General features: G+C 56.4%; 12 protein-coding genes. 2 read left to right on the top strand and 10 right to left on the bottom strand.

The window, feature by feature from the left end; translation table 11 throughout:
• Positions 1–62: 62 nt before the first annotated feature.
• From I6L32_RS22865 to I6L32_RS22845, 5 genes are all read right to left on the bottom strand, one after another.
• Positions 63–395, bottom strand: coding sequence for a hypothetical protein (locus I6L32_RS22865; RefSeq protein WP_210538569.1), 333 nt, complete (start codon positions 393–395; stop codon positions 63–65).
• A 111-nt stretch (positions 396–506) separates the two neighbouring features.
• Positions 507–1403 (bottom strand): hypothetical protein, encoded by an 897-nt coding sequence (locus tag I6L32_RS22860; RefSeq protein ID WP_246876688.1) that lies wholly within the window; start codon positions 1401–1403, stop codon positions 507–509.
• 144 nt (positions 1404–1547) lie between these two features.
• Entirely contained in the window at positions 1548–2384 is an 837-nt protein-coding gene (locus tag I6L32_RS22855) for an aminoglycoside O-phosphotransferase APH(6)-Id (RefSeq protein WP_000480968.1), read from the bottom strand.
• Entirely contained in the window at positions 2384–3187 is an 804-nt protein-coding gene (aph(3'')-Ib, locus tag I6L32_RS22850; protein WP_010794532.1) for an aminoglycoside O-phosphotransferase APH(3'')-Ib, read from the bottom strand. Before aph(3'')-Ib ends, I6L32_RS22855 begins: the two co-directional genes overlap by 1 nt.
• Before the next feature lie 65 nt (positions 3188–3252).
• A complete protein-coding gene (locus tag I6L32_RS22845; protein WP_000904906.1) occupies positions 3253–3867 on the bottom strand; it encodes a recombinase family protein in 615 nt (204 codons plus the stop codon).
• A gap of 125 nt (positions 3868–3992) precedes the next feature.
• Between I6L32_RS22845 and I6L32_RS22840 the strand changes: the two genes are divergently transcribed.
• Complete coding sequence (locus I6L32_RS22840) at positions 3993–6878, top strand: Tn3 family transposase (RefSeq protein ID WP_010794533.1); 2886 nt, start codon at positions 3993–3995, stop codon at positions 6876–6878.
• A 204-nt stretch (positions 6879–7082) separates the two neighbouring features.
• On the opposite strand, the gene I6L32_RS22835 is transcribed toward I6L32_RS22840, so the two are convergent.
• From I6L32_RS22835 to I6L32_RS22825, 3 genes are all read right to left on the bottom strand, one after another.
• Positions 7083–7355 (bottom strand): hypothetical protein, encoded by a 273-nt coding sequence (locus tag I6L32_RS22835; protein ID WP_042041025.1) that lies wholly within the window; start codon positions 7353–7355, stop codon positions 7083–7085.
• Positions 7342–8241, bottom strand: coding sequence for a hypothetical protein (locus tag I6L32_RS22830; RefSeq protein WP_254203949.1), 900 nt, complete (start codon positions 8239–8241; stop codon positions 7342–7344). The genes I6L32_RS22835 and I6L32_RS22830 overlap by 14 nt, the downstream gene beginning before the upstream one ends.
• Before the next feature lie 840 nt (positions 8242–9081).
• Positions 9082–9417 carry a hypothetical protein gene (locus I6L32_RS22825; protein WP_210538567.1) on the bottom strand — a complete coding sequence of 112 codons (336 nt, stop codon included), beginning with the start codon at positions 9415–9417 and terminating at the stop codon, positions 9082–9084.
• A gap of 876 nt (positions 9418–10293) precedes the next feature.
• On the opposite strand from I6L32_RS22825, the gene I6L32_RS22820 reads away from it, so the two are divergent.
• A complete protein-coding gene (locus I6L32_RS22820) occupies positions 10294–10746 on the top strand; it encodes a hypothetical protein (RefSeq protein WP_210538566.1) in 453 nt (150 codons plus the stop codon).
• Between the two features lie 70 nt (positions 10747–10816).
• On the opposite strand, the gene I6L32_RS22815 is transcribed toward I6L32_RS22820, so the two are convergent.
• Both I6L32_RS22815 and I6L32_RS22810 read right to left on the bottom strand, forming a co-directional pair.
• Positions 10817–11935: a tyrosine-type recombinase/integrase gene (locus tag I6L32_RS22815; protein ID WP_210538565.1), complete on the bottom strand. Its 1119-nt coding sequence runs from the start codon at positions 11933–11935 to the stop codon at positions 10817–10819.
• The gene (locus I6L32_RS22810) at positions 11932–13047 is read right to left on the bottom strand and encodes a DNA-binding protein (protein WP_210538564.1); all 1116 of its coding nucleotides are present in this window, start codon (positions 13045–13047) and stop codon (positions 11932–11934) included. The genes I6L32_RS22815 and I6L32_RS22810 overlap by 4 nt, the downstream gene beginning before the upstream one ends.
• Positions 13048–13056 lie beyond the last annotated feature (9 nt).

The raw sequence follows: 13056 nt of genomic DNA, 5'->3' as shown, positions 1-13056 counted from the left end.
TTTGGCCGCTGACCAAGAAAGCAAACGCCCCGCATAAGCAGGGCGTGATCTGGGCACCATCGTTACAGGCCGTACTGGCCCACCTCGTGGATCCATTTTGTATCGTCATTGCCTGGCCGACCCGCGGTATACCCTGCCCAACAGAAGAACAGCAGGGCGCCTATCACCAGCAACACCTGCACAACCGTGAACCCCGCTCTGGCGCCATAACGATTTTTTTTCAACGCCTCCAGTATCCAGATCCCAGCGGCAACAAACAGCAGGATCAGCAGCGCTGTCATGCCCTCCTGTCTGATCCCCGCGATCAGCATCTTCAACGCATCCCAAACCCAAACCATCATGTCACCCTCCAGAACTACCAAGCCACGCTGTTTCGCGCAAAACACTGTATCCATATACAGTCTCGCAAGCGTACCATGCCGCCCCGCTCGAGCGCACCACCGACCATCCTCCCTTGTCGGGTGAGCGGCGGGATCAGCGCAACGCGGCAGCCGTCCCCCGTTCCATCAGCTGCCGCTCAAGGTGGCCAGCCAGCCCAGCGCCTGCGCCGCCAACACTCCCCCGCCGGCGCCTACCAGCACAGCCCGCACGCTGTCTGCCACGGCGCCGATCACCGGCCATTTTGGGTTAGGGGAGGCGGCCTGGGCCTTGAGGGTGTCCAGTTCGGCCTGCAGCTCTGCACACGCTTCTCCCTGCAGCTGTCCTTGTGCAATCACCTGCTGCAGCCACGGCAACAATGCAGCCAGCGCCTCGGCCTTCTGCTCGCCTGTCACTGTCTGCTGTTGCTGGCCGCCGGGCGAGCTCTGCATGAACTGAAAACCGGGGGCATCCCCCCCGATATGGATGTTCACCGGCGCCAGCTGCTGGGCCTGCTGCTGCTCCTGGGAGGTAAAGCTCATCCCGTCCCCCTGGATCCCCGCCTCGGCCAAGTCGAGTGCCCAAGTCAGCAGCTTGTCTCGGACCGCCTCAATAAGCCCACGAACTTGGTTTGACCCCAAGGCGAGTTCTGGCACGCCTGGCAGTGAAAGCTCTTGTATCAGAAATTGGCTCTGTTCGGGGGTGAAGAACGAACGAACAACTTCACCAGGTACAGCCAGGTCCTCCAAGGCCCCCATCGGATGACCAAACCGGGATTCCGTTATTAACCTGTTCATCTCGGCATTCCTAATTGGCAATGGAAGCCTCCCATGACCAGGCACATCGACTTTGAGCTCACCTTGCAGCACACGGTAGGGCGGTAAATCCCCGGGCTGCGGATAGCCTTGCAGTTCATGGTCTATCCAAGCGGCCCACTCGGGCTGCTTGAGCAAGCGGGCGGCCACCATAGCCTTGCGCAGCAGGTCGGTGGTTTTGACGGTCGGATCGCTGGCCATGGCGATCAGCTCGGGGATAAGGGCGGGCATCGGATGCTCCTATGGGTCGACAAGGGAGGCCCATTGTAGGGGTCGTTTGCGGGAGAGGGCGAAATCCTACGCTAAGGCTTTGGCCAACGATATTCTCCGGTAAGATTGATGTGTTCCGAGGGGATAGGAGAAGTCGCTTGATATCTAGTATGACGTCTGTCGCACCTGCTTGATCGCGGCCGCGATAGCTAGATCGCGTTGCTCCTCTTCTCCATCCGCGTTCCAAGCTGCGGAAAGGCACCCATAAGCGTACGCCTGGTCGAGCAGGCGACGCGGATCGACGTCCAGCGCACGAGAGAATGCGTCCGCCATCTGTGCAATGCGTCTGGGATCGAGACAAAGGTCGTCTCTGTCAGCCGGATCGTAGAACATATTGGCGGCGCCAAAGCCCACTTCACCGACCAGACCGACGGGATCTATCACCAGCCAGCCGCGACTGGAGAACATGATGTTTTCATGATGCAGATCGCCATGTAGCCCACGCAGTTCCGAGGCATTGCTCATCATTTGATCGGCTATAATCGCCGCGTGGACGTAGTCAGTTTGACAACCTGCGTTTTGATCATCGCGCGCCCGCTGAAACAAAGCTGCAAAGCGATCCCGGATCGGGAGAAGGGCAGAAGGCAGGGGTTCCTCAGATGCGGCATACAGCTTCGCCATTAGTTCCGCTGCAATTTCGGTCGCCTGGTAGTCGCCGTGCTCGGCAACGATGTGAGAGAGCATTCGCTCCCCGGCATATTCGAGCAACATCAGATTGTTCTCACGACCGAGCAACCGGACTGCTCCCCTCCCATTGCGCCATACCAGATAGTCGGCCCCGCGCAGTTCATCAGCAATGTCTTCTATAGGTTTCAATCCCTTGACGATTGCAGGAGTCCCGTCTGGCAATGAAACTTTCCAAACGAGGCTGGAAAAGGTGTCCGCAATGAGAACAGGTTGCGAAACGTGCCAATGAGCAGGAAAAACAGGCGGCATGAACATCAACCCCAAGTCAGAGGGTCCAATCGCAGATAGAAGGCAAGGCGTTCGCGGTCGGGGGCTTCGATCCCCAATACATTGAATAGGACAGCGAAGGCGCGCTCTGCTTCATCTGGCGCTGCCCAGTTCTCTTCGGCGTTAGCAATCATGAGTGCCAAATCGGCATAGCGATCTGCTGTTCCGAGCCGCCCAAGGTCGATCAGACCCGTGCATTGAAGAGTTTTAGGGTCCACCATGAAGTTCGGCATGCAGGGATCACCATGGCAAACAACCATATCGGTGCGCTCTTGGTCGAGCCGCACCGGTAGCTCTCGTTCGACACGAGCCAAAAGATCGAGCTGCGGCGTACTCTTGTCCTCGTCCGGTAAGAAGTCGGGATTGACGGCATTGCGGGACACCACATCAACGGCGCGTCCGAACATTCGCGACAGCCTGCGCTCAAACGGACATTGATCAACCAATAGGCTGTGAACAGCGCCAAGTTGCTGCCCCATTGACGGCCACGCTTTGAGCAAATCCGCTCCAGACAGATCAGCCGCCGGTACTCCCGGAATTGCCGTTATCACCAAGCATGCACCCTCCTGTTCCTCCTGCCAGTTGATCACCTCGGGGCAAGCCACACCTCGACCTTTGAGCCAAATGAGGCGGTCACGCTCTCCAGCGAGCTCACCGCGGCGGGAAGCAGGTGCGATTTTCGCGAAGGCATGCCCGTCACCACGTCGAAAAACAAAATCACCAGATTCTCCGCCTCTGACAGGCAACCAGTCAGAATGCGATTCACCAAAAAAAATATTAGTTCGATTCAATGGAGGTTCCTTCAGTTTTCTGATGAAGCGCGGAGGTGGCTCAACCTGCGAAAAGAAACGAGTTGCTACGTAAGTCCGAGAACATGCTTTCCATGGTCTCTGAGCTCGCCTTTGGGACCGACATATCGGTAGAGAGTGACGCGCTCGATGCCGAGTTCCTTGCAGAGATCGGAAACTGAAGTATCGCGCTGGGCCATGGCGGCTTGCGCGAGACGCACCTGAGCTTTGGTGAGCGCGAATTTTCGTCCGCCCTTGCGACCGCGCGCTCTCGCGGAGGCGAGACCCGCCATGGTGCGCTCTCGGATCAGATCCCGCTCGAACTCGGCTAAGGTGGCGAAGATTCCGAACACCATGCGACCGGACGCAGTCGTGGTGTCGATCTGAGCGCCCTTTCCAGTCAGAACCCGCAGGCCGATCTTGCGGTCTGACAGCTCCTTCACCGTGTTGACCAGATGGGCAAGCGATCGTCCGAGGCGATCGAGCTTCCAGACCACCAGCACATCGCCGTCACGCAATGACTTGAGGCAGGCAGTCAAGCCAGGGCGATCATCACGACCGCCGGAAGCAAGATCATCATAGATATTGTCCCGTTCGACACCTGCGGCGCGCAAGGCGTCGTGCTGCAGGTCGAGAGACTGCGAGCCATCGGCTTTGGAGACGCGGGCATATCCGATCAGCATGTATCACAAACGTTGGTTTGAGGCGGCGCTTCGGCCACGATTGCATTGACCTCTGGAAATGTATCTCAACCAGCTTCATAAATAAAGCGTCTTGAACGCTATCAGATTTTGAAAAAGGAACATGTATGCCGCGTCGCGTCACTCTAACCGATCGGCAGAAAGACGCGCTGTTGCGCTTGCCGACTTCACAGACGGATTTGCTCAAGCACTATACGCTGAGTGATGAAGACCTTGGGCATATCAGGCTGCGTCGGCGCGCTCACAACAGGTTCGGCTTCGCCCTGCAATTGTGTGTCCTGCGCTATCCCGGCCGGGTGCTGGCTCCAGGCGAACTGATCCCTGCAGAGGTCATCGAATTTATCGGAGCGCAGCTTGGCCTGGGTGCCGACGATCTCGTAGACTATGCTGCCCGCGAGGAAACACGGCACGAGCATCTTGCCGAGTTACGGGGGCTCTACGGCTTCCGCACCTTCTCCGGACGTGGTGCGAGGGAGCTGAAGGAATGGTTGTTCCGAGAAGCCGAGATGGCGGTGTCGAACGAGGATATCGCCCGTCGCTTCGTAGCCGAGTGCCGACGCACCCGCACTGTCCTTCCCGCGACATCCACGATCGAGCGGCTTTGTGCCGCGGCTCTCGTCGATGCCGAGCGACGCATCGAGACGAGGATCGCCAGTCGGCTGCCTATGCCGATCCGAGAACAGTTGCTGGCATTGCTCGAGGAGACGGCTGATGATCGGGTGACCCGTTTTGTGTGGCTGCGCCAGTTCGAGCCTGGCTCGAACTCTTCGTCGGCCAACCGGCTGCTCGACCGGCTCGAATATCTGCAACGCGTCGATCTCCCCGAGGATCTGCTTGCCGGCGTTCCTGCCCATCGGGTGACTCGTCTGCGCAGGCAGGGTGAACGGTATTATGCCGACGGCATGCGCGATCTCCCGGAGGACAGGCGGCTTGCGATCTTGGCTGTTTGCGTCTCGGAATGGCAGGCGATGTTGGCCGACGCAGTGGTCGAAACCCACGACCGGATCGTCGGCCGTCTCTACCGTGCTTCGGAGCGTATTTGCCATGCAAAGGTCGCAGACGAAGCGGGGGTGGTGCGTGACACCCTGAAATCCTTCGCCGAGATCGGGGGCGCCCTGGTCGATGCACAGGATGATGGCCAGCCGCTGGGCGATGTCATCGCGAGTGGGTCAGGGTGGGACGGCTTAAAAACCCTTGTTGCAATGGCAATCAGGCTGACCGCCACCATGGCCGACGATCCGCTCAATCATGTGCTCGACGGTTATCACCGCTTCCGCCGATTCACTCCACGCATGTTGCGCCTGCTCGATCTGCGAGCTGCGCCCGTTGCACTGCCGCTTCTGGAAGCGGTGACGGTCCTTCGTACCGGTTTGAACGATGCCGCGATGACCAGCTTCTTGCGGCCCAGCTCGAAATGGCATCGCCACCTTCGGGCCCAGAGGGCTGGCGACGCTCGCCTATGGGAGATCGCGGTGCTGTTCCATCTGCGCGATGCGTTCCGCTCCGGAGATGTCTGGCTTACTAGGTCCCGGCGCTATGGCGATCTGAAACACGCACTCGTTCCGGCACAAGCCATCGCGGAAGGCGGTCGTCTCGCTGTGCCATTGCGGCCGGAGGAATGGCTGGCAGACCGGCAAGCTCGCCTCGACATGCGGTTGCGCGAGCTTGGCCGTGCCGCTCGCGCAGGCACGATCCCGGGCGGGTCGATTGAGAACGGCGTTCTGCATATCGAGAAACTCGAAGCCGCCGCGCCGACAGGCGCCGAAGATCTGGTGCTCGATCTCTACAAGCAGATCCCGCCCACGCGCATCACCGATCTCCTGCTGGAGGTGGATGCGGCGACCGGCTTCACCGAAGCGTTCACCCATCTGCGCACAGGAGCACCCTGCGCTGACCGGATCGGGCTAATGAACGTTATCTTGGCGGAAGGGATCAACCTCGGCTTGCGCAAAATGGCGGATGCGACAAACACCCACACCTTCTGGGAATTGATCCGCATTGGACGGTGGCATGTCGAGGGCGAAGCCTATGACCGGGCGCTGGCCATGGTGGTCGAGGCACAGGCAGCGTTACCCATGGCCCGGTTCTGGGGCATGGGCACGTCGGCTTCGAGCGACGGACAGTTCTTCGTCGCTACAGAGCAAGGTGAGGCCATGAACCTGGTCAACGCGAAATATGGCAATACCCCGGGCCTGAAAGCCTATAGCCACGTCTCCGACCAATATGCGCCGTTCGCAACCCAGGTGATTCCTGCAACGGCAAGCGAAGCGGCTTACATCCTCGATGGCCTGCTGATGAACGATGCTGGACGCCATATCCGCGAGCAGTTCACCGACACGGGCGGCTTCACCGATCACGTCTTTGCCGCATGTGCCATTCTCGGCTACCGGTTCGCTCCGCGCATCCGCGACCTGCCATCCAAACGGCTCTACGCGTTCAATCCGTCGGCCGCCCCGGCGCACCTGCGAGCGTTGATCGGCGGAAAGGTCAACCAAGCCATGATCGAGCGCAATTGGCCCGACATCCTGCGCATCGCCGCCACCATTGCTGCCGGGACCGTCGCGCCAAGCCAGATTCTGCGGAAACTCGCCTCCTATCCGCGGCAGAACGAGCTCGCGACAGCCCTGCGGGAAGTCGGTCGCGTCGAGCGCACCCTGTTCATGATCGACTGGATTCTGGATGCCGAACTCCAACGGCGTGCCCAGATCGGGCTCAACAAAGGCGAAGCTCATCATGCGCTGAAGCGGGCAATCAGCTTCCACCGCCGCGGTGAAATCCGCGACCGTTCCGCCGAAGGCCAGCATTACCGCATCGCCGGCATGAATCTGCTCGCCGCCATCATCATCTTCTGGAACACCATGAAGCTCGGCGAGGTCGTTGCAAACCAGAAACGCGATGGAAAGCTGCTATCGCCCGATCTCTTGGCCCATGTTTCGCCGCTCGGATGGGAACACATCAATCTCACCGGAGAATATCGCTGGCCAAAGCCTTAGCGTAGGATTCCGCCCCCTCCCGCAAACGACCCCTTGTACCCGGTTTGGCCCTGTCGGTTGCAGGGCTGCAAGCGGCAGGATCCCGGCCCCTCGCTGGCCGGTTTTCCCCGGTACTTTGGCCGCTGACCAATAAAACAAAGCCCCGCAGGGCGGGGCAATGTGTGACGGCAAGGCCGGTGATCACGGTCGGAGCGGGGGAGGCGGTCACCTGACTTTGTGGAAGATGATGAGGATCAGGGGGACGCAGATCAGGAAGCCCAGGGAGGCCGCGTCAAACACCACACCGGTGGCTTGCATCACCGCGTCCATCATGGCGCGGTGATACTCCAACGAGACGGGGCCGGTCCCGATCACGCTCTCCTTCTCCGCAATGTGCCCGAAACTTGTCGAGGCCACCCCCAGCCAGAGGTAATAGCCCAGCGACACCAGCGCAATGCCGGCCCAACGCAACACGGTTTTGGTCTTACTTGCTGACATGGTTTTCTCCACCTAATAACCCCCCTACCGTGCCGCCAGAGTACGGCGAGACTGTGCCAAGGGCAGACGCGGCCTCGGCCATGGCCCGGTATGCGCGGGTGTCTGGGTTGTCCTCGTTCGCCGGCATCACTCCATCGGTATTCGGGTATTGCCGCCGAAACTCGCTGGTCATATCGACAACCAGCATCGAGGGCTCGGCACTTTTCTTCATCAGGTAACGCTGCAGCGACAACGGTACGGCAAAGTCCTCTTCCGACTCAACCCGCATCTGGGAGTGGGTGGTATAGCCGCCCTGGAACACCACGGATCCCGCCATTTTCAGGCCATCGGTGGCGTGGGTCGTACAGTTCTTCCCGGTTACATCGTACTGATCGATGGTGTGGCCACCGCGCCGGGTCATGTCGCCCATGGTGGGGGTGGGGATCGCCGGCGTCCCCTTTTTCCACAGGCGCTCGAAGTAGGCGCGGGTGATCGCGGGATCCGCGTCATCAATGCGAAATGCCTTGGCGCTCACGCCGTACAAGGCTGTTTGGTAGTAGGTTCGCGCATCCCCGAACTGGAAGAAGTTCAGCACCCCATCGCCAACGGCTCCCAGGGAGCCGCCCGTGCGGCCAAACCGCCCGTAGGTGTAAACATAGGGGTTGTTGTCCTGATGCACCGACACGAAGGCATGGCCGGCGCCGATGATCTCGGTCCACAGAAACACGCCGTTGGCCAGCGGGTTAACCGACTGGGTGCCGTCATAGGTGGGCTCAAGCCAGCAGCCTTGGGCCTGCGCCACGGGTGTGACGCTGATCGGGTGGTCTTTGCGTAGATAGGAGATCGGTTCGGCGGTTGCCAACCGCTTGTCTTGCCATAACCCCAGCCCTTTGCCGTACTGCCTCATACGCTCCGGCGTCATCATGCCCCCTATGGCAGACTCAAAAATGCCATTGTGTCATGTGTGGGTAAGCCGGCCAACCGAGGGGATGGCTTGATAAGTCACGGCCTGACCGTTGCAGTGCTGCAACCAGGGTCAACGCTGGGCGGTAAGCGCAGCGCGGCAGTGTCCTTTTACCCGCCGCTTTGGCCGCTGACCAAAAGCCAAATGCCCCTTGGCCACCCCCACACCCCAAGATGTTGTGTTGCTGCAGCTGGCCGGTGCCACTATATCTAGTGGATCTGCCAAGGATCTGGCCCGCGCCGCCCCCTCCCTGGCTCCCCCCGCGCTTTTGACTTTTCGCGCCATCCGGTAAAACACCCAAACCGGCGCCGGGCCGGTGCGGATTTATTGCCACTGACAGCGGCCCCCGGGATCTGGCATCCTGCCGATCACCGACTCACCCCCGCGACGAGGCTCCCGATGCAGATCGCCCCCCTTGTTCATGATCATGGCCAGGCGCTTGGCCATCTTCACCCGGACGACCTCCAGGAGTGCCCCGCCAGCAACCATGAAGAGTGGCGACTGCAAAACCGGCGCAGGCGCGGCATGTGCCGGCCCAGGGCAGGGGAGGCCGCCAAGCGGGTGGTGCTGTTGCCCATGGCTGGCCAACGTGCTACGTCAGGTCGGGATGCACGGTCTGGGGGCATATCTGCAGCGACATCATGGCTATCCGAGCAGGCCGAACATTGGTTGTCACGGCTAGCCCTGAACCGTGGGCAACTTCCACGTCCAGAGGTGAACTGAAAGCAAAAAAAACCCCGCATAGCGGGGTTCGATCGATTTTTACTGATATCAGTAGCAGTGCTACACGTACTTATTGACCCAGTGCGTAAACATGAATCCTGCGGCGACAACCAGAACGGCAAGAATATTAACAGTAGATGATTGAGCAAGTATTGTGCCTGCGTACTTGTAGACCAGTATTGGTTTTATTGCCAACACTGACCAGCCCAAGAGGATTGGCCAATACCTCGCATACCCCAAAGCCACCGTAATAACGCCTACAATGATGACGGGGATGAGATTGCGGCCTGCATCAACGACAGTATCAAGCGGCACGCCAATTGTTTTGGAAAGCCATAATAAAGCAAGAAGCACCGCGATTGCGATGACAACCACAAAACCACCACTGTTATTCATAGAACGCTCCTGATTTTTCATTATATTGGTGCATATCGAACTCCATTATTTTTGCTCAGCCGGTGGATTTCACCGCCTGTATCTTTGCTGATAAGCCTGGACGGATTGCCCGGGTTTGTGTTGGTCGCAAGTGGCACATTGCAGACCTAGTGCCATGAGACAGCCTTAGGCTGTTTCTGCATGTGCGCTGACGCCGGAGAAACATCGGTGAACAGACATGCAGAATCAGCCAACGAGGGCTTGAATGATAGATTGCGAAAAGGAACTGCCGGCAAGGTGAGGTCCGGGAATTGAAAATTGGGGCCAGGCCGATGGGCCGATCCCCTCACAGGCTCCGAGGACTGCGGCCAGATTACTCTTGTGCACGGAAAGCAGCAAGAGGAGTCGAATAGAAAGCCGAATTGGTGAACACAGTTGGAAATCTGACTCTACGTATCATGCATGCCGATATTAACTGCCATTCATGACAACAGGCTCAAAACCCCACAATGTTTCGACCTCATCAAACCGTGGTGCTTCAGCTCTGCTCAGCCACATCATGATAGCCTCAGTATGATTTGAAGCTAAGTCAATGCCTTGATCCCTGCACTGCTGAAGCCATGTCAATACAGAAGGGGATCTAGAGTCAATAATGATCTCTGTTGACTCCAATTCGATCTGGCAGCGGGATGGAAGAATGCTCGCGTACATGATCATGATTTCGCCCAATGAAGGGGCAGTTTGTGTATCTGTTGCCATAGTGTCTGTCTATCAATTTTTCCCTCGGCAGCATAGCTCAAAGCACTTCCGATAATCGGGTGTCAAAAGACAGGGGGGTTTTTGCATCCCTGTAGATAGCCTGTAGAATGCCAGAAAACATATGAAAATGAGTGGGTTATGACGCAAGAATTCGGCAAAACATTCAAGGTTTACCGGCAGGATCTATCAATGGCCGCCACCTTCCAGGCAGTGAAGGCTCAGGCCGGTTATCTAACTGTGCGACTTGAGTTGGCCCCCATGTCCGGAAGCAATGCGCACTGGGAGAATAAGTGGGGGATTAACATTTCATTCAAGGAGCTGCATGCAGTTGCGTCCGTCCTAACTGGCATTAAGAAGACTTGCACAGGCACATTTCATGGAGAAGGGAAAAACCATAGTTACGACTTTTCAAACAATGGGGCAGGGATACAATTGGTGATACATTTTGCAGGTCATCGCCGCTCGATAACCCTCAACGGAAGTGATTCATTTTGGTTGTCTACCCTGGTCATTGATGCCATTGCGAAAAATGCCCCCCCGGGGTTTGCAAGCAATCTCATAATGCCGCTCATCCAAAGAACTCAGTTTTGATCCGATTATTACTTGGCGCCAATTACCACTCATTGGCGCCATGAACATTGAGGCGGTTTATAATTCTTGGTTAATTATCCCCCCCCTCGGAATAGCGGCTAAATACATCTTCCTCTGCAATAACAGCTCGCATTTCATCCCTACTCGTTTCAGTGTAAATCGAGGTGGTTGATATGTTTGAGTGCCCCATCAAATCTGACACTGTTTGAATGTCACTACGTTTTAGATTTTTTTGTGCGAAGGTATACCTTAGGTCATGTGGCGTGGCTCTCTCAATACCAGCCAAGATCAGCCTTTGCTCCATCATACGGTTTACGCTTGAACGGTCGAGAGGTCTCAATTGCCCAAGCATGTGAGTCGGAATCCGCTTCCTAATTACATCATTCTCTGTATATCGTACCGCTTTACCACCTCTATTGATTGAGCAGAATAATGGCCCAAGGTCATCACCTCTGACCTCTGTCCAATTTCCAAATATTTCACGCAGCCCTCTAGGCATGGGCAGTGTTCTTGGCTTATTCCCTTTACCTTTGTATACCAGCAATTCCCCATCAATAGCACCAGCCCACCGAATATGTTCAATCTGTAGGCCAACAACTTCCATCCGCCGTAATCCACACCCCCTCATAACAGACAGCATTGCCATATCACGAAGTCCTTTTGGGCTTTGATCTGCCCCCAACATACTGAATAAACACGATATTTCTTCGTCAGTTAAGCTCCTGTGGGGGCGAATTTCGCCACGCCCTTGCGAACCCTTGATGTTCTTTGACGCCATGATAGCATCATATTCGCCTTGATTTTCATCCGGGATCATCCGTAGCAATTTTGCAGTTTTTAATACTGAGCGAATCATGCTCATATGTCGATGTATCGTCTTTGGGGCTAACCCTTGTTGTTCGAGATAACGCATTGTTATCTGGTAATGATTGGACGTCATAAGATGCCACGGAGCAACTTCAGGTTCTGAGCTATACAATAGCTGGCTTATTTTACCTAATGTTGATTTCGCCGTCGAACGGCTGCCAGAAGATAGTGTAGCGAGGTATCCTGTATATGGTGAATCAGGAAATTGGTCAATTCTGCCAGCAAGTGTGTTATCACCGTACCGAGCGAGAGTTGTTGACTGCCTCTGCATGGTAGACTCCCTGCTGTCCGCGGGAATTAATTCACCCTTGAATTTATTCAACTAACCTTCCCCCCTAACATGCGTAGCATTTCGTTCATAGTCTGCAGTTTTGCTTCCTGCTGAATAATTACAACTCTTGCCGCTTTTAGTTCATCCTGTGCGACCGTGGCATTGTTGTTGGCAGCAAGAATTTGTTCTGAAAGCTGAACAATATCATATTCAAGTTTATGTACTTTCATAACTAACTGTTGCTCTGCAAGCCCAGCATTTTGCAACTGCTGACGCAGGGTTTCGCATTCGTTCTTTACTGTATCCATGTCGGTCAATTGGTTCTGAAACATGAGAGCCTTATGCTCTAGCTCAATGCTATTCCGCTGGCATGAACGCAATGCTTCTTGTGTGGCGTCAAGCTGACTTGCTTGGGCAAGTAATTGATCTTTGGCCTGGAGCAATTCCGCCTTTGACGAGGAATTTTCAGATTGAAGTTGACCTACGGTGGAATGGGATTCAGCAAGCTGACTCTGTAATTCAACGCGTTGCGCAGTCGACATATCGAGGGCTGATTGTAAACGGGTGGCTTCGAGCTGAAACGCTGTCGATTTTTCTTTTTCATTCTGGGCTATTGCTTGAGTGTCATCGACAAGAATCCTGGCGTCCTGCAAATTATCTGATGCCATTTCGAGCGCAGAGGTTAGTCTAGCCACTTCCAACTTGGAAGAACTTAGGGCTTCTGAAACTTCGGCATGCCGATTTTGAAGCTCCTGAGCCTGCGCATTCATCTGGTCATTAAGTGCCTGCTGCCGTTCGAGTTGTTCCACCAACACAACATTCTCTGCCTCGATTGCCTCGATTGCTGATTCATTCATCTTGGCCTGATCATCCATTCGACGCCGCTCGGCAAGTAGGTCCATTTGTGAGCATTCTGCCGCAATGCGCCACACCTGCTCGATGAGTTCCATGCCGGCGGCCGATACCGACGAAGGCACATTAGTGCTGCTCGGGGCAGGGCGATTTGCGCTTTGCCATTCCCTCAACACCGGGCCGACCTGGGAGTTAGAGCCACGGCCTAGCCTTTGAATAATGAGCTTGTATGTTGGCGCATGGCCAGTAGAGGCAACCTCCTCAATGGCATTCCAGATATCGTCTCGCTGCAAGGCTACCTTCGTTTTCATATCCCCTCC

The organism is Aeromonas sp. FDAARGOS 1402 (assembly GCF_019046925.1).
Classification (GTDB): domain Bacteria; phylum Pseudomonadota; class Gammaproteobacteria; order Enterobacterales; family Aeromonadaceae; genus Aeromonas; species Aeromonas caviae.
Note: the sequence above shows the minus strand (reverse complement) of the source record. Positions and strands in the feature narration are given on the sequence as shown.

Coding starts and splice junctions, on each gene's coding strand:
- I6L32_RS22865 (WP_210538569.1), bottom strand. CDS start 395: ATGGATACAGTGTTTTGCGCGAAACAGCGTGGCTTGGTAGTTCTGGAG.
- I6L32_RS22860 (WP_246876688.1), bottom strand. CDS start 1,403: ATGCCCGCCCTTATCCCCGAGCTGATCGCCATGGCCAGCGATCCGACC.
- I6L32_RS22855 (WP_000480968.1), bottom strand. CDS start 2,384: ATGTTCATGCCGCCTGTTTTTCCTGCTCATTGGCACGTTTCGCAACCT.
- I6L32_RS22845 (WP_000904906.1), bottom strand. CDS start 3,867: ATGCTGATCGGATATGCCCGCGTCTCCAAAGCCGATGGCTCGCAGTCT.
- I6L32_RS22840 (WP_010794533.1), top strand. CDS start 3,993: ATGCCGCGTCGCGTCACTCTAACCGATCGGCAGAAAGACGCGCTGTTG.
- I6L32_RS22835 (WP_042041025.1), bottom strand. CDS start 7,355: ATGTCAGCAAGTAAGACCAAAACCGTGTTGCGTTGGGCCGGCATTGCG.
- I6L32_RS22830 (WP_254203949.1), bottom strand. CDS start 8,241: ATGAGGCAGTACGGCAAAGGGCTGGGGTTATGGCAAGACAAGCGGTTG.
- I6L32_RS22825 (WP_210538567.1), bottom strand. CDS start 9,417: ATGAATAACAGTGGTGGTTTTGTGGTTGTCATCGCAATCGCGGTGCTT.
- I6L32_RS22820 (WP_210538566.1), top strand. CDS start 10,294: ATGACGCAAGAATTCGGCAAAACATTCAAGGTTTACCGGCAGGATCTA.
- I6L32_RS22810 (WP_210538564.1), bottom strand. CDS start 13,047: ATGAAAACGAAGGTAGCCTTGCAGCGAGACGATATCTGGAATGCCATT.